The 22,413-nt window shown below is 45.2% G+C and carries 14 protein-coding genes; 10 read left to right on the top strand and 4 right to left on the bottom strand.

The features are described from left to right. Positions 1-97: 97 nt before the first annotated feature. Together dksA and sfsA are read right to left on the bottom strand one after the other, a co-directional pair. Entirely contained in the window at positions 98-544 is a 447-nt protein-coding gene (gene dksA, locus OCU90_RS14360) for an RNA polymerase-binding protein DksA (RefSeq protein WP_017073117.1), read from the bottom strand. Between the two features lie 135 nt (positions 545-679). Next, positions 680-1,441 (bottom strand): DNA/RNA nuclease SfsA, encoded by a 762-nt coding sequence (gene sfsA, locus OCU90_RS14355; RefSeq protein WP_061022503.1) that lies wholly within the window; start codon positions 1,439-1,441, stop codon positions 680-682. Positions 1,442-1,535: 94 nt separating this feature from the next. On the opposite strand from sfsA, the gene hrpB reads away from it, so the two are divergent. The 10 genes from hrpB (at position 1,536) to OCU90_RS14305 (ending at position 18,304) form a co-directional block, all read left to right on the top strand. Then, positions 1,536-3,974 carry an ATP-dependent helicase HrpB gene (gene hrpB, locus OCU90_RS14350; protein WP_061022502.1) on the top strand — a complete coding sequence of 813 codons (2,439 nt, stop codon included), beginning with the start codon at positions 1,536-1,538 and terminating at the stop codon, positions 3,972-3,974. Beyond that, a complete protein-coding gene (mrcB, locus tag OCU90_RS14345) occupies positions 3,971-6,370 on the top strand; it encodes a penicillin-binding protein 1B (RefSeq protein ID WP_017087413.1) in 2,400 nt (799 codons plus the stop codon). The genes hrpB and mrcB overlap by 4 nt, the downstream gene beginning before the upstream one ends. A gap of 38 nt (positions 6,371-6,408) precedes the next feature. Next, a complete protein-coding gene (locus OCU90_RS14340) occupies positions 6,409-8,742 on the top strand; it encodes a patatin-like phospholipase family protein (protein WP_061022500.1) in 2,334 nt (777 codons plus the stop codon). Between the two features lie 272 nt (positions 8,743-9,014). After that, on the top strand, positions 9,015-11,603 hold the full coding sequence (acnB, locus tag OCU90_RS14335; protein ID WP_061022499.1) for a bifunctional aconitate hydratase 2/2-methylisocitrate dehydratase: 2,589 nt from the start codon (positions 9,015-9,017) through the stop codon (positions 11,601-11,603). A 267-nt stretch (positions 11,604-11,870) separates the two neighbouring features. After that, positions 11,871-12,239: a YacL family protein gene (locus tag OCU90_RS14330; protein ID WP_017088701.1), complete on the top strand. Its 369-nt coding sequence runs from the start codon at positions 11,871-11,873 to the stop codon at positions 12,237-12,239. A 259-nt stretch (positions 12,240-12,498) separates the two neighbouring features. After that, entirely contained in the window at positions 12,499-12,837 is a 339-nt protein-coding gene (gene glnK, locus OCU90_RS14325) for a P-II family nitrogen regulator (protein ID WP_004738200.1), read from the top strand. Between the two features lie 27 nt (positions 12,838-12,864). Then, the gene (locus OCU90_RS14320; RefSeq protein ID WP_017088370.1) at positions 12,865-14,094 is read left to right on the top strand and encodes an ammonium transporter; all 1,230 of its coding nucleotides are present in this window, start codon (positions 12,865-12,867) and stop codon (positions 14,092-14,094) included. A 297-nt stretch (positions 14,095-14,391) separates the two neighbouring features. After that, on the top strand, positions 14,392-15,405 hold the full coding sequence (locus tag OCU90_RS14315) for a Fe(3+) ABC transporter substrate-binding protein (protein WP_017093921.1): 1,014 nt from the start codon (positions 14,392-14,394) through the stop codon (positions 15,403-15,405). A gap of 245 nt (positions 15,406-15,650) precedes the next feature. Beyond that, the gene (locus tag OCU90_RS14310) at positions 15,651-17,276 is read left to right on the top strand and encodes an ABC transporter permease (RefSeq protein WP_017084265.1); all 1,626 of its coding nucleotides are present in this window, start codon (positions 15,651-15,653) and stop codon (positions 17,274-17,276) included. Next, positions 17,276-18,304: an ABC transporter ATP-binding protein gene (locus OCU90_RS14305; RefSeq protein ID WP_004734523.1), complete on the top strand. Its 1,029-nt coding sequence runs from the start codon at positions 17,276-17,278 to the stop codon at positions 18,302-18,304. The genes OCU90_RS14310 and OCU90_RS14305 overlap by 1 nt, the downstream gene beginning before the upstream one ends. 152 nt (positions 18,305-18,456) lie before the next feature. Here the strand turns inward: OCU90_RS14305 and OCU90_RS14300 are convergent, their stop codons facing one another. Both OCU90_RS14300 and OCU90_RS14295 read right to left on the bottom strand, forming a co-directional pair. After that, positions 18,457-19,869 carry a phosphoglucomutase/phosphomannomutase family protein gene (locus OCU90_RS14300; RefSeq protein ID WP_061022498.1) on the bottom strand — a complete coding sequence of 471 codons (1,413 nt, stop codon included), beginning with the start codon at positions 19,867-19,869 and terminating at the stop codon, positions 18,457-18,459. Positions 19,870-19,941: 72 nt separating this feature from the next. Then, positions 19,942-22,347: a GH36-type glycosyl hydrolase domain-containing protein gene (locus OCU90_RS14295; protein WP_054547505.1), complete on the bottom strand. Its 2,406-nt coding sequence runs from the start codon at positions 22,345-22,347 to the stop codon at positions 19,942-19,944. Positions 22,348-22,413 lie beyond the last annotated feature (66 nt).

Below are 22,413 nucleotides of genomic sequence, written 5' to 3'. Positions count from 1 at the left end.
GCCAAAGCTGTTGATTTTCTATCAAAATCTTGAAATATTCAGCTTGGATAACAAACAAAAAAGGGAGCCAAAGCTCCCTTTTTTACATCCGCAAGAATTAACCTTGCATCTGTTTCTCTTTGATCTCTGCAAGTGTTTTACAGTCAATACAAAGGTCAGCAGTTGGACGAGCTTCAAGACGACGAATGCCAATCTCGACACCGCAAGAGTCACAGAAGCCGAAATCGTCTTCTTCGATCTTGTCTAGTGTCTTCTCAATTTTCTTGATAAGACGGCGCTCACGGTCACGGTTACGTAACTCTAGGCTGAATTCTTCTTCTTGAGAAGCACGGTCAACTGGGTCTGGGAAATTCGCTGCTTCGTCCTGCATGTGGTGCACAGTACGATCAACTTCTTCCCTGAGCTGGTTGCGCCAAGCTGCTAAAATTTTTGTAAAATGTTCCGTTTGCTCAGGTGACATGTATTCTTCACCTGGCTTTGCTTGGTACGGTTCAACACCTGCGATGGCTAGGATGCCTAGCGCTTTTTTCTTAGATTCTGGCATACAGCATCTCCTATTTACACCTAGTCAACTGCAAAGCAGCTAATTTTAAGGCGGGTATCTATAGCAGAAAGAACGAATGGTGGCAAATACTCTTGTTCAAACTTGCAATCAATGTGAATAGTTCAGCATTTTTGCTTAGCTATTGATAAATTCAACAGCTTGTTTTAGTTGTATTTGAGTACTGCTTAGCTCTGCTTTATAGCAAAGCACTTCAACACCAGCGTCTTGTGCTTGTTTAAGTAATAACGAATATTTGGCGTCTATATGGTGTGCCGCAGACACTTTTTCAATACCTGAATGCAAAACAGTGAATAAAAGTACGGCTCTATTTCCAGATTCGACCATTTCTGTGAGTTCACGCAGATGTTTCTGGCCTCTGGTGGTGACCGCATCAGGGAAAAAGCCTTGCCCTTTGGTTGACGCTTGTTGTTTAGTTGATATTTGTTGCTTAGTGGACGTTTGTTGTTCATCGAGCAAAGTGACGCTTTTTACTTCGATATAGCAAGGCGGCTTTTCGTTATCTTCAAGCAGAATATCAATTCGACTATTCTCACTGCCATATTTCACTTCGGTTCGTAACGCGTTATAGCCTAAGAGTTCAACTATAGTATTATTTTCAATTGCTTCCACTGCCAACTGGTTTGCTCGCGCAGTATTTACACAAATACGGTGACCTTTGTCTGTTTCTGAGATCTCCCAGCTGTTTGGGTATTTTCTTTTTACATTATCTGAGGTTGAGTACCACACCGTATTGCCAGGGGTCGCACATCCCGTCATTGCTCCAGTGTTAGCGCAATGAATAGTACGTTCGCTGCCGTCTGGAAGTTGGATGTCAGTGAGAAAACGTTTATAGCGTTTAATAAGAGTCGCTGGCTCTAATGGAGGATTGAAGTGCATATTACTTATTTAGACAGGTAGGTTTTTATGTACAATGTTGCCAACATTACACCACAAGGTTCTCCCATTGCCACAACTGCCCATAGAAGCTGTGATGCCAGATCTGCTCGCTGGCGTAGAAACACACACTCAACTTATTCTAAAGGCCGCTCCCGGTGCGGGTAAGTCAACATTCTTCCCTTTACAGTTAGTTAAGACCAACGCCGTTCAAGGCAAAATCATTATGCTTGAACCGAGGCGTTTGGCGGCAAGGAATATCGCAACTTACTTAGCCAACCAATTGGGAGAAAAAGTGGGAGAGAGCATAGGTTTTAGAGTTCGTGGTGAATCTAAAACCAGCAGTGCGACTCGCTTGGAAATCGTAACCGAAGGGATCATGACGAGAATGATCCAAACCGACCCTGAATTGACTGGGGTTGATATGGTGATCTTTGATGAGTTTCATGAGCGCAGTATCCATGCAGATACCGCGCTGGCCTTTAGTTTGGAGATCCAAGAAGCACTGCGTGATGATCTAAAAGTGGTGGTGATGTCGGCAACTTTAGATCAACACGCGCTGCAATCTTTGTTGCCTGATGCCAAGTATGTTGAATCACAAGGGCGAACTTTCCCGGTCGACTTCCGTTATCAGCCATTAGGTTCGAATGAATATTTAGCCCCTAAGATGGCCAACGTGATTCGTTCTCTGATGGAGAAACAGTCAGGCTCACTTTTGGCTTTCTTGCCGGGTGTCTCGGCGATAAAACAAGTCGAATCTCAACTAGAACAACTCGCCAGCGATATCGATGTGTGTCCTTTGTACGGTCAGCTCAGCTTTCCTCAACAACAAAAAGCGATTGCGCCATCAGAGAAAGGGCGTCGAAAAGTGGTGTTAGCGACCAATATTGCTGAGACTTCTTTAACGATTGAGGGCATTCGACTGGTGGTCGATTCCGGGCTTGAGCGTGTGGCAAAGTTCGATCTGAAAACCGGTATTACTAAGCTGGAGCAAGTGAAAATCTCGCAATCTTCAGCTGAACAAAGAGCGGGTCGTGCTGGGCGAATCGAAGAGGGCTTGTGTGTTCGCTTGTACAGTGAAACACAGTTGATGCAGCAACCTGCTGTGCCAGAACCTGAGATTCTTCATTCTGATTTGTCTTCGTTGGTGTCTGAATTGACACAATGGGGAGCCGCAAGTGCTGATGAATTGCAATGGTTAGACATTCCACCGAAAGCTTCAACAGAACAAGCTAAGCAACTCTTACAAAACCTAGAACTGTTAGACGGTAATGGTCAATTTACGGCACTAGGAAAACAGGCTCAACGCTTAGGAATTGAACCTCGCATCGCCAGTATGTTGGTTAAAGCGCAGCAAAGCAGCCAAGAGCTACTGAATGTCGCGATTGTTGCTGCCGCTTTACTTGAAGAGCTAGAGCGCAATGTGACGGATATTCAGCATTCGTTGCATCGACTGAAGCAAAGAAAACACTCAAAAAATAGCGTTGTGATGCAGCGAGCGAAAAGTCTCGCGAGCAAACTCAAACATCACTTAGATTTGTCACAAGTTGACGAATCATTGCTACCATTAGTGCTTTGTTTTGCCTTCCCAGACCGAATTGCACAAGTGAGAAGCGCAACCAGCAGTGCTTTCCTTCTTGCGAATGGCCACGGGGCTGAGGTTCGTGACGATGATTCATTGGCGAACAATGACTATATCGTAGTGATTGATTTGATGCGCAGCACAGGGCGATCCAGTCAGATTTTCTTAGCCACTGCCGTTGATATTTCGCAGCTAGAAGCTGAATTCCCAAAACTGCTTGTGCGTTCAGATTACGCCGATTGGGATGAAAAACGTGGCCGCTTAGTGGCAGAGCAGCGAGTGTCTTTGGGCAAGTTGATTATCAGCACCAAAGCTTTACCAGAGCCAGATGCGAATCAGGCGAGCAAAGCGCTACTCAATTATATCGCTCGATGCGGGTTGGATCGCTTACATTGGACCCCTTCGGCTAAACAACTGGTTGAGCGGGTACGCTGTGCAGAACTTTGGATACCTGAGCATGATTGGCCAGCGATGGATGAGGCGAGCTTAGTTGAGCATCTTGATGAGTGGCTATCGCCGTATTTAAATGGCATTAAGTCTGCCAAAGGGCTGTCGAATGTATCGATTGAACAAGCACTGTCGGCATATCTTGGTTGGCCGTTGAATCAAGAAATTGATCAATGGCTGCCTACCGACTATCTGATGCCGACGGGCAGCAAGAAAGCAATTCGTTACCAGTATCAGTCTGAGCCAGTGATCTCAGTACGAATGCAGGAAGTCTTTGGTGAACGAGACTCGCCATTGATCGCGCAAGGGCGTAAAAAAGTGGTGCTTGAGCTACTTTCTCCAGCACAACGACCACTACAAATTACTCAAGATTTAGCTGGCTTTTGGGCTGGCGCGTACAAAGAAGTACAAAAAGAAATGAAAGGCCGTTACCCAAAACATCCTTGGCCAGATGACCCTGCTAACCATGTAGCAACCACTAAAACCAAACGACAGTTGAATCGATGATGACCAAAATGTTAACGCCCAAAAAGGCACCACCTAAAAAAGCGCCAGCAAAGAAGTCACCAGCGACCAAAGCCAAGCCTAGAAAGCCAAGAGCAGCAGCGAAAAAGACTAAACCTAAAGCTAAGCCGTCTGGTAAGAGAGGTTGGTTGAAGATCCTGTGGGGCATTTCTTGGAAAGCAGGCTTGGCTCTTGCTGCATTGCTGTTGTTCGTCGGTATTTATCTTGATTCAGTGGTCAAGCAGCGTTTTGAAGGTCAGTTGTTTGATTTGCCAACCGTGGTTTATGCGCGAGTGCTGGACCTGTCTCCGGGAACCCAGGTGAGTTTGGTGCAGGTAAAGAATGAGCTGGATGTACTCAATTATCGTAAGGTGAACGCTCCTCGTCACCCTGGCGAATACTCTTCTTCCTCAACCAAGATTGAAATGATTCGTCGCCCGTTCGAGTTTGTCGATGGACCGGAAGCGGATCGTCATGTGATGCTGCATTTCAACGGTAACGAGTTAACTCGCATTCAGTCGTTAGAGAAGAAAGGCGACATGGGGTATCTGCGTGTTGAACCGAAAATGCTTGGCATGCTTGAAAAAAGCAGCGATGAGCAGCGTCTGTTCTTAAAACGTAATCAGTTCCCTGAGGTGATGGTTGATGCATTGCTGGCAACCGAAGACCGAAATTTCTATCAGCACGATGGGGTATCGCCACTGGCCATCGCTCGTGCGATGGTGGTCAATGTAAAAGCGGGGCGAACCGTACAAGGTGGCAGTACGTTGACGCAACAGTTGGCAAAAAACCTGTTCTTATCTAGCGAGCGCACATTATGGCGTAAGGTTCGCGAAGCCTACATTGCACTTATCTTGGACCATCGTTACAGCAAAGATCGCATCTTAGAAGCTTACTTAAACGAGGTTTATCTTGGGCAAAATGGTGGACAAGCGATTCATGGCTTTGGATTAGCATCTCGCTTGTATTTCGGGCAACCGATTCAAGAACTCCGAATCGACCAACTAGCACTGCTGGTCGGCATGGTCAAAGGACCTTCGTATTACAACCCGGTTCGTTACCCTGAGCGAGCTAAGACTCGACGTGATTTGGTTCTACGTTTGCTGATGCAACAAGACATATTGACGCCGAAACAGTACGAAGAAGCCGCAAGCCGAGACTTGGATATTCAAGATAACCCACGTATTGCGAGCCGTCAGCCCGCTTACTTCCAGCAAGTAAACATTGAGCTTAAGAGATATGTCGGTGACCGATTTGAAGCTCAGAAAGGCATTCGAGTCTTTACCTCTCTGGATCCGGTTTCTCAAGATAAGCTAGAGAAGTCGATTGCTCGTAAAGTGCCTGATTTATCTAAAACGGCAGGTAACAAGCTAGAGGCTGCTGCTATTGCCGTGGATAGAAATACTGGTGAAATTCGTGCGATGGTCGGTGGTAAGCGTACTGGTTACGATGGCTTTAACCGTGCTTTGAATGCGAGTCGTCCTATTGGTTCCTTGGTTAAGCCTGCAATCTACTTAACCGCACTAGATCAACCCCAGAAGTACACGTTGGCGACAACATTGAAGGACACGCCACTGAGCTTGAAAGGCAGTAAAGGCAGCGTGTGGAGCCCAAGAAACTTCGATCGTAAGTTCCGTGGCGATGTGCCCTTGTATGTGGCGCTTTCTAAGTCTTACAACGTACCAACGGTTCGTTTGGGCATGCAGTTAGGTATTGATAGCGTTTCAGATACGATTGGCAAACTGGGTGTCGATAAAAACGAAATTCGTCCAGTGCCATCGATGTTTTTGGGTTCATTCTCATTGACCCCGTTTCAGGTAGCGCAGATGTACCAAACCATCACCAACTCTGGCCGTATCGCACCTTTGTCTGCGCTTCGTTCAGTTGTTGATAACGATGGTGAGGTTCTATATCAGTCGATCCCTCGTGTATCACAAAGCGTTGACCAGCAAGCAGCTTGGTTGACAACTTATGCCATGAAACGTGGTGTGTCTGAAGGTACGGGGCGTTTCCTGCAAGGTCAGTTTGCATGGGCAGGATTAGCCGGTAAAACGGGCACCAGTAATGACAGCCGAGACAGTTGGTTCGTGGGTGTTGATGGTCGCGAAGTCACTACCATCTGGCTAGGGCGCGATGATAATAAGCCGACTAAACTCACGGGCTCTAGTGGTGCGCTACGTGTTTATGCCGATTATCTGAAACATCGAACTCCAGAGCAGTTACTGTTGCCTTGGCCGAATGGCATTACGACGGCAAGTTTTACTCGAACTTCTCAAGGGGCTTTAGAGTTTGACTGTGACGGTACGGTTAAACTGCCGGTTTGGGATGAGAATGGAAACATTAAAAAGGGTTGTGAAAGTCAACCAAAACAGTGGCTAAAAAAGCTTTTTCAGTGGTAAAGTCGTAAAAGAAAAGAATGACAAGGATAGTTTAAAGAATGATTTCTCGTTGGATGGTGAGCGGCTTAGGCATTGTCGGTACTGTGATCAGTTTTCAGCTGTTTGCATCTACTGTGACACCGGTGGAACAATCTCAGCAAGCTGGACAAGCTCATAAAAGACCAACCGTTGCTGTTGTGCTTGCTGGTGGAGGAGCCAAAGGAGCGGCTCACATTGGTGTACTTAAAGCGCTAGAAGAGATGCAAATTCCGGTCGATTATATTACTGGTACCAGCATGGGTTCTTACGTTGGTGGGCTTTATGCGACAGGGATGAGTGCTGATGAGATTGAAAGTTTTATTTATACGGTTGATTGGAATCGCGGCTATCGTGATCGCGTTAACCGTAGTGATCGCCGAGTGCGTGACAAAGAATATGAAGACCGCTACCAACTGAACACCGATCTCGGTTTAGGTTGGGGCGAAATCAAAGCTAGGAAAGGTGTGGTTCAAGGTCAGAATATGTTGCGTATTCTGCGTGAGACCACAGGTAACCTATCTCCACTCGACTCTTTTGACCATCTTGCTATTCCCTACCGTTCAGTCGCAACCGACATTATTGAGCTTGAAGAAGTGGTCATCGACCATGGTCACCTTGTTGATGCGATGATGGCCAGTATGTCAGTTCCCGGCGCGCTTCCCCCTTACGAATTAGATGGCCGAATGCTGGTTGATGGTGGTGTCACCAATAATATGCCAGTCGACGTTGCTAGAGCGATGGGCGCGGACATCGTCATTGCGGTGGATATCAGTACCAATTACAAAGGCAAAGAAGACTTCACGAATTTTCTAGCGGCAGCTGACCAACTCTCTAATTATTTGGTCCAACGCAGCACTCAAGAGCAAGCTGAAACACTGACTGATGATGATGTTTTCCTGCGTCCTGATGTTGGGCAAATGGAGACGACTGACTTTGATAAAATGCCATCGGCTTTCCTCGCGGGCTATGAAGCCGCTAAGCAGCATACTGATGAGCTTTCTAAGCTGTCACTCTCAAATGCCGATTATCAGCATTATATCGAGGACAAACAAAAAGCACGCAGACAGCTGAAACATGGCGATAAGACTGTCGTCGATAGGGTTGTCATCAACAACAACACCCACTATTCAGATAAGTTGATCGAAAACCGCTTAAACCTTGATTCTGGTGAGGTTTTGAAAACCAGTGAAATCGAATCTAAAGTGAAAGATCTCTATGCACTGGATAGATTTGAGTTGGTCACTTATGAATTTGACAACGTTGACGGTGAAGACCAACTTCAAGTCGATGTGAACGAAAAGTCTTGGGGCCCAAACTACCTCAACTTTCGATTCTTTCTTGAAGATGATTTCTCTACTACCAGTCAGTACTCGATCGGTGTCTCTGCCAACTTCACCGATATTAATAAGCATGGTGCAGAGCTAAGAACTAACGTCGAGATGGGTACTGACAAACGAATTGAAGCGGAACTTTACTCGCCCTTCTTTTCGAGTCAAAAACTGTTCACTTCTGCATCGATTGTTTACAGTAAGGAAAATAGAAACTTGTCAGTGGTTGAGGGGGAGGTTGGAGAGCCGACATTAGAGGCGACTACAGACTATGTCCCACTGACTTATAGTGAATATGTCGGTGAATTGGCATTAGGCTATCAACCGACGTTGTGGCAAGAACTGAAATTTGGTGCTCGTTATACTGATGGGGGTTTGGAGGTTTCTTCGCTACCATCTTTTGGTAACGGAGCGTATACACGTATAGGCGGGTTTATTAGTTATCGACTCGATACTTTAGATAATTTTAGTTTGCCAACGGAAGGTTACTTTGTCGATTTAGAATATCTTGTTTCCCATGATGACTTTGAGGACAACACGTCTGGAGATACCCCGGATCTAGGGGCTGAAAGCGATACGGTTTATGAGTTTTCGGCTAATTTCATGGCAGCAAAGAGTATTGAGAAGCATACTTTAGTCGCAAAGCTTGATTACGGTATTGTAGAGAGTAAGAACTCGATTTTTCCAATCGACCCCAAAGAGCTTGGCGGTTTCTTAAACCTGTCAGGTATTCCAAGGAATAGTATGATAGGTCAGAACTTGGCCTACACCAGCCTTATCTATCGTTATAAGTGGTTTGAAAATGACTTCGGCCTCTTTAAATCACCGTTCTACGTAGGTGCATCCATAGAACATGGTGGTGTTTGGTCGAACAATGATTTAACCATTGATGAAGCACCAATGTACACCGCAGGTTCTGTTTTTGCAGGTGTCGATTCGCCAATAGGACCGATCATTTTGGCTTATGGCCGAACTGAAGATAACTATGATTCGGTCTATTTGATTGTCGGTACTTCCTACAAATAATCATGCGTAGAGTAGCCGTTTAACTGCGTAATTAGGCAAAAATAGTGGGACTTTCGTCTTAACTTGCTATGTTGGTCAAAATGATAAGATTTTAATTTAACGTTAAATTTGCTATTCTATCGCCCACAGTTTGGCCTCTATGACGCCGCTCATCAATACAAATTGAATGACAAAAATGGCAATGGAGAGCCAAGTTTCCAAGGATGTTCACTTCTTTATTTTACTAACAATTATGAAGGTAAGAAGTGAACCGCAATGAGAGGAAAAAAGTCGTGCTTGAAGCCTACCGTAAACACGTCGAAGAACGTGCTGCCGAGGGAGTTGTTCCAAAACCACTAGGTGCTGAGCAGGTAGCTGGCCTAGTTGAACTTCTGAAGAATCCACCTCAAGGTGAAGAAGAAATCATTCTTGACCTACTAGAAAACCGCATTCCACCGGGTGTAGATGAAGCTGCTTATGTAAAAGCGGGCTTTCTTACGGCTATCACTAAAGGTGAAGTGACATCTCCACTAGTAAGCAAAGCAAAAGCTGCACAACTGCTTGGTACTATGCAAGGCGGTTACAACATCGAATCTCTAGTATCTCTACTAGATGACGCTGAACTTGCTCCAATCGCTGTTAAAGCCCTGTCTCATACTTTACTTATGTTCGATGCGTTCTACGATGTCGAAGAGAAAGCGAAAGCAGGTAATGCTTCAGCACAACAAGTGCTTCAATCTTGGGCTGATGCTGAATGGTTTACAGCTAAAGACAAAGTAGCGGAAAAAATTACCGTTAAAGTATTTAAAGTCACTGGTGAAACGAACACCGATGACCTATCTCCAGCGCCTGATGCATGGTCACGTCCTGATATCCCAGTACACGCGAAAGCGATGCTGAAAATGGAACGTGATGGCATTACTCCTGACGAACAGGGTAACGTTGGTCCAATCAAACAGATTGAAGAAATGCAAAAAGACGGCATTCAACTGGCTTACGTTGGTGATGTTGTTGGTACAGGTTCTTCACGTAAATCGGCAACGAACTCAGTGCTTTGGTTTATGGGTGAAGATATCCCATTCGTACCAAACAAGCGTACTGGCGGTGTTTGTCTTGGTGGTAAAATTGCACCAATCTTCTACAACACAATGGAAGATTCAGGCGCACTACCCATTGAACTGAACGTACAAGACATGAACATGGGCGATATCATTGATATCTACCCGTACGAAGGTGTTGTTCATAAGAACGGTGCTGTGATTTCAAACTTTGAACTAGGCAAAGTTTTGCTAGACGAAGTTCGTGCTGGTGGCCGTATTCCACTGATCATTGGTCGTGGCCTAACAGGTCGTGCTCGTGATGCTCTAGGCCTAGCTGAAACAGACCTGTTTGCTAAACCAATCGATCCATTAGCTTCTGATAAAGGCTACACGCTAGCTCAGAAGATGGTAGGTAAAGCGTGTGGCGTTGAAGGTGTACGTGCTGGTCAGTACTGTGAACCTAAAATGACGACTGTGGGTTCTCAAGATACTACGGGTCCTATGACTCGTGATGAACTTAAAGATCTGGCGTGTCTTGGTTTCTCAGCAGACCTTGTAATGCAGTCTTTCTGTCACACATCTGCATACCCTAAACCGGTTGATGTAAACACTCACCATACGCTACCTGATTTCATCATGAACCGTGCGGGTGTTTCACTTCGTCCGGGTGATGGTGTTATCCACTCATGGTTAAACCGTATGCTTCTTCCTGATACTGTAGGTACAGGTGGTGACTCGCATACTCGTTTCCCTCTTGGTATTTCATTCCCTGCGGGTTCTGGCTTGGTCGCATTTGCGGCGGCAACAGGCGTTATGCCTCTTGATATGCCTGAATCTATCTTGGTTCGCTTTAAAGGTGAAATGCAACCGGGTATCACGTTACGTGACCTAGTACATGCCATTCCACTTTACGGTATCAAGCAAGGTCTACTAACTGTTGAGAAAGCAGGTAAGATCAACGAATTCTCTGGTCGTGTACTAGAAATTGAAGGTGTTGAACACCTGTCTGTAGAGCAAGCATTTGAGCTTTCTGATGCATCTGCTGAGCGTTCAGCTGCAGGTTGTACTGTTAAGCTGTCTCAAGAGTCTATCGATGAGTACCTGAACTCGAATATCGTTATGCTTAAGTGGATGATTGCTGAAGGTTACGGTGATGTTCGTACGATTGAGCGTCGTATTACGGCAATGGAAGAGTGGGTAGCGAATCCTGAGTTGCTATCTGCTGATTCAGATGCGGAATACGCACATGTTATCGAGATTGATCTTGCTGATATTGACCAACCAATCCTATGTGCGCCAAACGATCCAGATGATGCTCGTCTTCTTTCTGATGTTCAAGGGACAGAGATTCAAGAAGTGTTCATCGGTTCTTGTATGACCAACATTGGTCACTTCCGCGCTGCAGGTAAGATGTTAGAAGAGTTTAACGGCTCACTAAATACTCGCCTATGGGTTGCTCCGCCAACGAAGATGGATAAAGACCAACTGACAGAAGAAGGCTACTACGGCATCTTCGGTCGTGCTGGGGTACGTATCGAAACTCCTGGCTGTTCACTATGTATGGGTAACCAAGCTCGTGTTGCTGATGCTTCGACGGTTATGTCGACGTCAACACGTAACTTCCCGAACCGTTTGGGTAATGGTGCGAACGTTTACCTAGCTTCTGCTGAGCTTTCTGCTGTTGGTGCGATTCTTGGTCGTATCCCAACGAAAGAAGAGTACCTAGAGTACGCTGAGAAGATCAATGCAACCGCTGCTGATACATACCGTTACCTGAACTTCCATAAAATGGGTCAGTACACGGAAAAAGCAGATACCGTTATCTTCCAAGAGCCAGCTTAGTTCCTCGTTATATTTGTAGCTGCAGCGTTGTTGACTGCGTACGTTCACCCTAATCACATAGAGCTTCTATGCTCATAGGGATGAACGTACTTGTCGCCTAGCTGCAACTCCAACTATTTAGAGGAACCCAAATGATAGAGCGTCTACTTCGGTAGGCGTTTTTTTATGTCTGAATGTTAGTTTACGAGCGACTCGATCTCTCGTAGACTTCGCTATATACTCTCGCCTCATTTTTTACCCTATCTGTCATTAGTGCGCGGAGCCTTTATGGAATTTGAATTTACACGAAACACTTTAATGGGCGAGTACTATGTAAAGTGCAGCATGGGTCATGAAATTGTTGGCCGCTGGCTTCAAGAAGAGATTGGGAAAGATAAGCAGAAACTGGATCACGTGATGGCGTTGATTGAACAATCTCGACAGGATCTGAGTAATGAAGTGACGCTGCTTGGCAAAGAGATCAGCCTTGCTATCAATGAAGATGACGTAACGATTCAGGAAAACGTGTTAGCGCATGAGCAAGAGATGGAAGAGGGCAGTGAATTCGACTTCTATAACTGTGAAAGCCAAGCAAGCTGTGGAATCGATGATTTCGAGCGGCTTATCGAACGCTGGATGGACTTTTTAGGCTATTAAGGTCTAACTTTCTACTCGCTAGTTAGCCCCTATTCTTAAGTCATTTAGAGCTTTGAAGGCTTGGTTGCCCAAAACTGGAGCAACAATAGCGCAACGCATTAAGATAGTGAAAAGGCCGCACCATATTGGTGCGGCCTTTTTCGTTTTTATGACCTTATCATTTTCATATTATTTAAAATCAATGACTTAACGTTTTGGCACGCTACTTGGATTGTAATAAGAGAATTAACGGATTAAGTGAAGAATTTAAGGAACGAATATGAAATTAATAAATGCCATTGTTAAGCCATTCAAATTAGACGATGTACGCGAAGCGCTCTCTGATGTGGGTATTGAAGGTATGACAGTTTCTGAAGTGAAAGGTTTTGGTCGTCAGAAGGGACACACTGAATTGTATCGTGGTGCGGAGTACCAAGTGGATTTCTTACCAAAAGTGAAGCTAGAGATTGCTACCCAAGCTGAAAACGTTGACCGAGTTGTTGAAGCGATTAGCCAAGCAGCACATACCGGAAAAATCGGTGATGGCAAAATTTTTGTGTATGACCTAAGCCAAGCCGTACGTATTCGTACTGGTGAAATGGATGCTGAAGCACTTTAAAGAATTACAAGGACTGGAGACTTTAATATGGAACTTACGACAACAGTAATGGAACTACGTTACGCACTAGACACTTTTTTCTTCCTCATTTCAGGTGCGTTAGTCATGTGGATGGCAGCAGGCTTTGCAATGCTTGAAGCTGGCCTAGTTCGTTCAAAGAACACCACAGAAATTTTAACCAAGAACATCTGTTTATACGCTATTGCTTGTACGACTTTCTTAGTGGTTGGCTACAACATTATGTACGTAGATAACGGTGAAGGTGGTTGGTTACCTTCATTCGGTACTTTAATTGGTACTCAAGGTGAAGGCGCAGACCATTCACTAGAATCTGACTTCTTCTTCCAAGTTGTGTTCGTTGCAACGGCAATGTCGGTCGTTTCGGGCGCAGTGGCTGAGCGTATGAAGCTTTGGTCATTCCTTATCTTCTCTGTGGTTCTAACAGCGTTTATCTACCCAATGGAAGGTTACTGGACTTGGGGTGGTGGCTTCCTATCAGAAGCAGGCTTCAGTGATTTCGCAGGTTCAGGTATCGTGCATATGGCTGGTGCTTCGGCTGCGCTTGCTGGCGTATTGTTACTCGGTGCTCGTCGAGGTAAATACGGTAAAAATGGTGAAATCTACCCAATCCCTGGTTCAAACATGCCGTTAGCAACATTAGGTACGTTCATCTTATGGTTTGGTTGGTTCGGCTTCAACGGCGGTTCTCAGCTAATGGTTTCAGACTTTGAAAACGCGACAGCGGTTGGCCAGATCTTCCTTAACACCAACGCAGCAGCAGCAGCTGGCGCAATCGCAGCATTACTAGTATGTAAAACAACTTGGGGTAAAGCAGACTTAACAATGATTCTTAACGGTGCGTTAGCTGGCCTAGTAGCAATCACTGCAGACCCTCTATCACCATCACCTTTATTTTCTGTAGCGATTGGTTCGGTATCTGGTGCCTTGGTTGTATTCAGCATCATTGCTCTAGATAAAGTGAAGATTGATGATCCAGTGGGTGCTATCTCAGTTCACGGTGTATGTGGCTTCTTCGGTCTAATGGCTGTGCCTCTAAGCAACGCGGATGCAACGTTTGGTGCTCAACTATTGGGTGCAGCAGTAATCTTTGCATGGGTATTCGGAGCTAGCCTAGCGGTATGGGCAGTGCTTAAAGCAACAATTGGTATCCGTGTAACCGAAGATGAAGAACTAGAAGGTATGGACATGCACGATTGTGGTGTTGGCGCTTACCCTGAATTTGTATCAGTAAAGTAATCAAAGAATAAAGCTTAATGTAGACAAAGAGTAAGCTAGTTTAAGAAACCCCATAACCATTGGTTATGGGGTTTCTTGTTATTTATGTCTAAGCAACAATGATCTTTCAAGAGAGAGTGAGCGAGTATTTTGAATAGGAGATGATATGAATATCTCTTGAAATACATTGTTACAAAAGTGCGAGCTTGATGGTGCTGAGTAGACGAATTTTTTGTCGGACATCATTGTAATTATGTTACTGATGAATATAATAACGCAACTGATATAGATTATCATTTCGATATAAAGGATTTTACAATGAAAAAACTGCTAACACTTTCAGCTCTAGCGTGTAGTGTGATTGCCCCGACAGCAATGGCTGCGGAAGAAGTGAACGTATACTCTTACCGTCAACCTTTCCTAGTTGAGCCTATGTTCAAGGAATTCACTAAAGAGACTGGCATTAAAGTAAACGTTAAGTTTGCTAAAAAAGGTTTAGCAGAGAAGTTAGCGCAAGAGGGTGAATACAGCCCAGCTGACGTTGTATTAACTGTCGATATCAGTCGTTTATCTGAACTAACTAAACAAGGTCTAGTTCAGTCTGTTGAAAGTGATGTACTTGAAAAGAACATCCCTGCTCAGTACCAAGATACTGCTAACGAGTGGTTTGCTCTAACAACTCGTACGCGTAGCGTTTATTCTTCACGTGACCGTGTTGGTCGTCTAGGCGAAGAGTTCACTTACGAAGATCTAACTAAGCCTGAATTTAAAGGCAAAATCTGTACTCGTAGCGGTAAGCACCCATACAATGTTTCTCTAGTATCTTCGATGATCGCTCACAAAGGTGAAGCTGAAACGAAAGAGTGGCTAGAAGGCGTAAAAGCAAACCTAGCACGTAAGCCTCAAGGTAACGATCGCGCACAAGTTAAAGCGATTAAAGAAGGTCTATGTGATGTTGCTCTTGGCAACAGCTACTACCTAGGTAAGATGGTTAACGATAAAGAGCAAAAAGCTTGGGCTGACTCTGTTTACATTAACTTCCCTAACCAAGAGACAACAGGTACTCACGTGAATATCTCTGGTATGGCAATGGCTAAATACTCTCCAAATGAAGAGAATGCCGTTAAGCTAATGGAATTCCTATCTGGTAACACAGCGCAAAGCATGTACGCAGAAGTAAACTACGAATACCCAGTGAAAGCAGACGTTAAACCTTCTGAGCTTGTTGCTTCATGGGGTGAATTCAAAGCTGATACAATTTCTCTAGACCAGATCGCTGACCACCACGCAGCAGCAATCAAGTTATTAGATGAAGTTAAGTTCGATCTTTAATTTATTACTGTAGGCTTCGGCCCAAGTAAAATGACAACCTCAAGTCGCCATTTTCGGTCACTTGGGGTTGTTTGTTTTTGGAAAATCACTTTTTGATACAAAGCTCGTCGTTGATCCCTTGAGTTATTAGCATCTCACCTTGAAGTCGTTACAGTATATGGGTATAAATAACCCCACCATTAAAAGGATATGAGATGTATTTGCAAATGCACTTGTGTTTCATTAAGCCTCGTTGTAGTTAGGCGATGAAAGAAAAGAATTATTTATGGAACACCAGTAGCGGCATTATTGCAGTATTGCTGGTTTTACCGATCTTAGCGATTTTTACGACGGCTGTTGGAGAAACAGATGAGCTATTTTCTCATCTGATGTCCACAGTGATGCCCACCTATGCTTACAATACGGTGGTTTTAGTCATAGGAACCATGTTCCTGTCTTTAGTTTTTGGTATTCCGTCTGCTTGGATTATGGCAATGTGCCGTGTGCCGGGTGAGCGTGTTTTACAGTGGGCACTGGTACTGCCATTAGCTATGCCAGGCTATATTGTCGGGTATATCTTTACCGATTGGTTCGACTTTGCAGGCCCTGTTCAAGTGCTACTGCGAGATCTGACTGGGTGGGGCCCCGGTGAGTATTGGTTCCCGGACATTAGAACGTTATCGGGTGCCATTATTGTTCTGTCCCTCGTTCTTTACCCGTATGTTTACTTGTTGTGCCGCGCGGCATTTATGGAGCAAAACGTCTCCTTATTGCAATCCGCTCGGTTGCTAAAATGCTCACCTTGGGAAAGCTTTCGTCGTATCTCTTTACCGCTTGTTCGTCCTTCTATGGCGGTAGGTCTATCGCTTGTCGCAATGGAAACCATCGGTGACTTTGGTACCGTGAGTTACTTTGCAGTCAACACTTTAACGACAGCGGTTTACGATACCTGGTTAGGTTACTCAAGTTTAACGGCTGCAGCGAAAATATCGGCAATTATGCTGGTTATCGTGATCCTACTGTTGAGTTCAGAGCGCTATAGCCGTCGTAAACAGAAACTGTTCCAGAATCAATTCAGCAGTCGTGAAGACTTTCGCTACGACTTGTCCGGTTGGAAAAAATGGTTGGCACTGTTCTGGTGTTGGGGATTAGTGTGCGTTGCATTCTTGTTTCCTCTCGGTCAGTTGATGATCTATGCCTACAAATACTTTGCGCAAAGCTGGACGCCTGAATTCAGAGAGTATGCGGTTAACAGCCTTTATGTGTCAGTAGTCGCGGCGATTATTGGCGTTATCATTGCGATGATTGTGAACTTTAATCAGCGTGTTAGCCCAAGTAAGAAAAATCAGGCTTACATGCGTATTGCTTCGATGGGCTATGCCGTTCCTGGCACGGTGTTAGCGATTGGCGTGATGGTACCTGTGTTGTTTATGGATCACTTGGTCAATGACATCGCTAAAGTGATGGAGTGGGGACGACCTGGTTTGATCTTCTCTGGTTCCATGTTTGCGCTTATCTTTGCAATGGTCGTGCGTTTTTCTGCAGTGGCGATCGGCAGTATCGAAAGTAGCTTGAGTAAAGTATCTCCTTCATTGGATATGGCTTCTAAAACTATGGGTTGTAATACCAACCAGATGTTACGTCGTGTCCATTTGCCTTTGATTAAACGCGGCGCGTTGATCGCAGGTTTACTGGTGTTTATCGAATCAATGAAAGAGCTAAATGCGGCATTGCTGTTACGTCCTTTCAACTTCGAAACATTGGCGACCTATGTATATAACTATGCCTCAGATGAGCACCTAGAGTTGGCGGCAATGCCTGCTGTATTATTGGTGTTGGTGGGTTTAATTCCTCTGATCATCGTTAACCGTTCTTTGGAGCAGAAACACTAATGAGTTGTGCATTATCAATTAAAGATCTGACTTGCAAATATGAGTCGCAAACCATCTTGGAATCGCTCTCGTTAGAAGTTGAGCATGGTGAAATTGTTTGTCTTCTTGGTGCCAGTGGCTGCGGAAAAACAACTTTGCTTAAGGCGGTTGCAGGGCTGCTTCCATTAAGTAGCGGAATCATGAGCTTGAACTGTCAAACCATTGATGATGGTGATAATTGGTTGCCACCAGAGCAACGAAACATCGGTATGATTTTCCAAGATTACGCCCTGTTTCCGCACCTGACGGTAAACCAGAATGTTGGTTTTGGCCTTAAAGATCTCTCTGATCAGCAAAAGAAAGAGAAAGTCCAAGAGATGTTGGAGCTGGTTCATTTAGATGAATTCGGTGACCGATACCCACATCAACTTTCTGGTGGTCAACAGCAGCGCGTAGCGATTGCTCGTTCTTTAGCATACAAGCCAGATTTATTGTTATTGGATGAACCTTTCTCAAATATCGATACTCAGGTTCGCCATGAGTTGATCTCTCAGATTCGTAAAATATTTAAGAAGCAGGGTGTGACGGCTATTTTTGTGACTCACAGTCGTGAAGAGGCGTTCGCGTTTGCAGACAAGATGGCAGTAATGAACCATGGTGTGATTGAACAGTATGGTTCGGCATCGGAGCTTTATTTCCACCCTTCGAGTAAGTTTGTTGCAGACTTTTTGGGCGGCGGCAGTTACCTCAATGCACAGCGTATTTCAGAGCTGGAGTTTGAAACCAGCTTAGGTGTGGTTGAAGCTAAACCACAAACGGAGATTGAATTTGGCAGTGCGTGTGAGCTTCTTTTAAGACCACAGCATATCCAAGCTAGTTACGAACAAGACAGTGCTATTTCAGTGCTAGAACAGCAATTTATGGGCGACCACTGTCGTTATGTTATTGAAGCACATGGTCAAAAGCTATTGGCAACCTCGTCAGAAGCGCTTGAAGTTGGTATGCCGGTCAACGTAAAAGTGGATACCAAAGGCGTATTGGCTTTCTAATTAGGTACAACTCATAGTACCGCTAATTCGTGATGAACCATAAAAAAGCCCAGCACTTTAATCGAAAGTACTGGGCAAAAGTTCTTCATCTATAGGGGTTAACAAGGCAGTGATTTGTTAAGTCCCATACAAGACTGCTGCGCTCTATAAGCCTATAGAGAGAGGAAGTCTTTCACTTTTTGAAGAACATGTTCTGCAGTGTCTTTATCTTCCATTTCAGCGAAGATTCGTAGCAATGGCTCAGTTCCTGAGAAACGAGCAATCACCCAGCCGCCATTCTTGAAGTACACCTTGGCACCATCTTCATAGCTGACTTTTTCAATTTCGTATTCAAATTCAGGCAGTTGTTTTTCGACGTAGATCTTGGTGTAGAGCGCTTCCTTCTCTGAAGGTTTAAACTTGCAATCGCCTTCTGCCGTATACGCATAGCCATACTTAGAGTAGATTTCATCAAGCAGCTCAGAGAGTTTCTTACCTGTCACACTGATCATCTCAACCAGTAAGCTCGATGCGAACACGCCATCCTTACCTTTGATGTGACCTCGAATAGTTAAACCGCCAGAGCTTTCACCGCCAATCAGTGAATCATCGGCTTCCATTTGAGAGCTGATATGCTTAAAGCCTACAGGAACCTCAAAGCTCTTCTCACCATGATCTGCCGCTACTTTGTCGAGCAGATGTGTGGTGGCGATGTTACGCACTACAGAGCCTTTCCAGCCTTTGTATTCCAATAAGTAGTAGTAAAGAAGCAGTAACACTTCGTTAGGGTGAATGAAGTGACCTTTCTCATCGATGATGCCTAAACGGTCGGCATCGCCATCGGTACCAATACCAATGTCATAGCCTTCTGCTGCTACCAAATGCTTCAATCGGTAGAGCGTAGCTGCATTAGGAGATGGCATTAGGCCCCCGAAATCTGGGTTCTTACCATCGTTGATTACGTCGACATCACAGCGGGCACTGATTAGAACGGTTTGAAGTGCGTTTTTCGCCACACCAAACATCGGGTCAATCAGGACTTTTAGGTTGGCTTTCTTAATCGATTCGATATCAATAGCATTGATGATTGAGTCAACAAAGGCGTTCATCGGATTGATGATCTCAATTTCTTTGTCGTTTAATGCTTGTTCAAAATCGACTCTGACGACATCTTCACTGGTTAGGGTCGAAATCTGTTGTTCGATCTTTTCTGTGATGATCTCATCAGCATCACGGCCACCTTCAATGAAGATCTTGATGCCGTTATAGTCCGCTGGGTTGTGAGAAGCGGTAATACACGCAGAGTAAATACATCCCATCTCTTTCGCTTGGAACATCACGATAGGAGTAGGAACGAATTTGTCGATAAAGCTTACTTTGATATTGTTAGCGGCCAACACTTCAGCAAACCAACACGCGGCTTTATCTGAAAGGAAGCGGCGGTCATAGCCGATCACAAATCCGTTCTTTGCCGCTCCTTCATTGTTGATGATGTTTGCTAGTGCTTGCGCTACTAAGCGTACGTTTTCTCTAGTGAACTCTTCACCAATAAACGCGCGCCAGCCACCTGTACCAAATTTAATCATTAGAAAATCCTTTTAGTCTCACTGTCTCAAACCGGAAGGCTTGAGACAGGAGCTGTTCGTCAAATTGAGTGACTAGCCTAGAACAACGATAACTTCGTTCACGCTGCCTTCCGCTTGTACCGGGATTGCGCCTTCAACCTGTTCACCGTTGATAGTGATAGAGGCAACACCTTTGCTTACCGCATTCGGGTTCTGCACGGTGATGTTGTAAGTCGCGCCACGCCATTGACGAGTAACCTCGAACTCTGGCCAATCAGTCGGGATACATGGATCAACTGTTAAGCCTTCAAAGCCTGTACGAACACCAAGAATGAAGTTGGTTACCGCGAAGTAAGCCCAACCAGAGGTACCTGTTAACCAAGGGTGGTTTGCACGACCATGGTCTTGGTGATCTTTACCCATGATGAACTGCACGTACGAGTATGGTTCTGCGTAACGCGTTTCAATCATGTCGTTTTGGTTGTACGGGTTAAGTGCGTCGTAGAACTTCATAGCACGGTCACCACGACCTAGCTTCGCTTCTGCTACCCAAGCCCATGGATTCGGGTGAGAGAAGATTGCACCATTCTCTTTAACGCCTTGGTAAACGCGAGTTACGAAACCGATATCGTCGTTTGGTGTTGCGAATGAAGGAGAGTTTAGGTGCAGGCCATATTCTGAGAAAAGGTTCTCATCGACAGCGTCCATCGCTTTCTCGCCACGCTCTTGAGATACCGCGCCAGATAGAACCGCTAGCGTGTTTGACTCAAGGTGCACACGACCTTCAGCTTGTTGAGCGGTACCGATCTTGTCGCCATTTTTAGTCAGACCACGGATGTACCAGCCACCCTCGTCATCCCAAAGGTGCGTTTCACACGCTTCGCGAACGTTCGCTGCCATTTCAGTGTATTTAGTAACGTCAGCATCGTTATTACGGAACTTAGCTAGGTCTAAGAATTCTTGTAGCGCCCAGAAGTGTAGGAATGAAACCATTGAAGATTCACCACCACCTAGGTTCAAACAGTCATTCCAGTCTGCGCGAAGACCTTTACAGATACCGGTTTGCCCTACGTATTCTGCAGAGAAATTCAGCGCCGCTTTCATGTGCTCGTAAACCGTTGCTTCACCCCCATCTGCGTATGGAATCACTTCGTCAAAGAAATCGTGTTCACCGGTTTCCATCACGTACTTGATGATGGTTGGCACGATCCATAAGTGATCATCAGAACAGGTATCGTCAATGCCGTGGATCTTGTCGTCGTCTGACGGTGTTGGAACAACCGTTGGCGATTTTGAAGGCTCAACGTCTGCTTTCTCTGGATCGAACCAGTCAGGATCGAACAAGTGTAGACCGTAGCCCGCTTTGACTTGGCCACGAAGCAGATCGATAATACGTTTCTTGGTCATTTGTGGGTTGGCATGAGGTACTGAGATCGCGTCTTGCGCCGTATCACGGTAACCAAGGCCAGTACGGCCACCGACTTCAATGAAGGATGCAAAGCGCGACCAAACCACACAGGTTTCCGCTTGGTATAGCGTCCACGTGTTGATCATGGTGTCTAAGCCTTCGTTTGGCGACTTAACTTGGAATTTGTTGCAACGCTCGTCCCAGTGATCTTTGATGCCTTGGAAAGCGGCATCTACGTTTGCTGTATCTTGGTACTTCTCGCGTAGGCGTTCACCGTTGCCTTTACCGATACCTAATACATACGCAAAGCGAACTTCTTCACCCGGTTGAATCGTAAATTGCTTGTGCAGAGAACCACAATGGTTGTAACAGGTTTGAGCGCTGTTAGAACACTTGCCATTTTCAACCGCAATTGGGTTTGCTTCATCACGGTACATGCCAAGGAAGTTGTCACGTTGGCCATCATAGCTGTCTGGTGAGAAGGTTGACGCTAGGTAGTAGAAGCCTTCAAAGTCGTTGGTGTTGTAGTACAAGTCGTATTCCAGAACACCTTCTTGGTAAGACGTGCCCGCAGAGTACAAGGACATCTGATGGTTCTGGTTGTCTGATTGAATGTGGCTGAAAGAGAACTCAACGAACGAGAATGTGCTGATGGTTCTTGGTTTGTCAGTGTTGTTCTTCAGTACGACATCCCAAACTTCAGCATCTTCTCCCTTAGGAACGAATAGCGTTTTAGTTGCGGTAATACCACTGTATTCACACTTGAACTTAGAGTATGACAGGCCATGGCGTACTTCGTAGTTCGCTTCATCTAGGCTTTTTGCCACAGGCTGCCAAGAGATAGACCAGTAATCACCTGTCTCATCATCACGCAGGTAAACATAGTGTCCTGGACGGTCGAAGGTGCCGTTTGGACGGAATTTAGTAACACGGTTGTATTCCGGAGAATTGTAGAACGAGTAACCGCCCGCATTGTGCGAAATTACGGTACAAAACTTTTCAGTACCTAGGTAGTTGGTCCAAGGAGCTGGTACATCAGGGCGAGTGATGACGTATTCGCGATTGTCGTTATCGAAATAGCCGTATTTCATTGTCATTTCCTTTTTAACAAACTGCATCTATGCAGCTAATTTTTAAATAGTGATGCTGAGTCTTAT

The sequence above is a fragment of the Vibrio splendidus genome, from assembly GCF_024347615.1.
In the GTDB taxonomy this organism is placed as follows: domain Bacteria; phylum Pseudomonadota; class Gammaproteobacteria; order Enterobacterales; family Vibrionaceae; genus Vibrio; species Vibrio splendidus.
The sequence above is the reverse complement of the archived record's forward strand: the minus strand, read 5'-3'. Positions and strand labels throughout refer to the sequence as shown.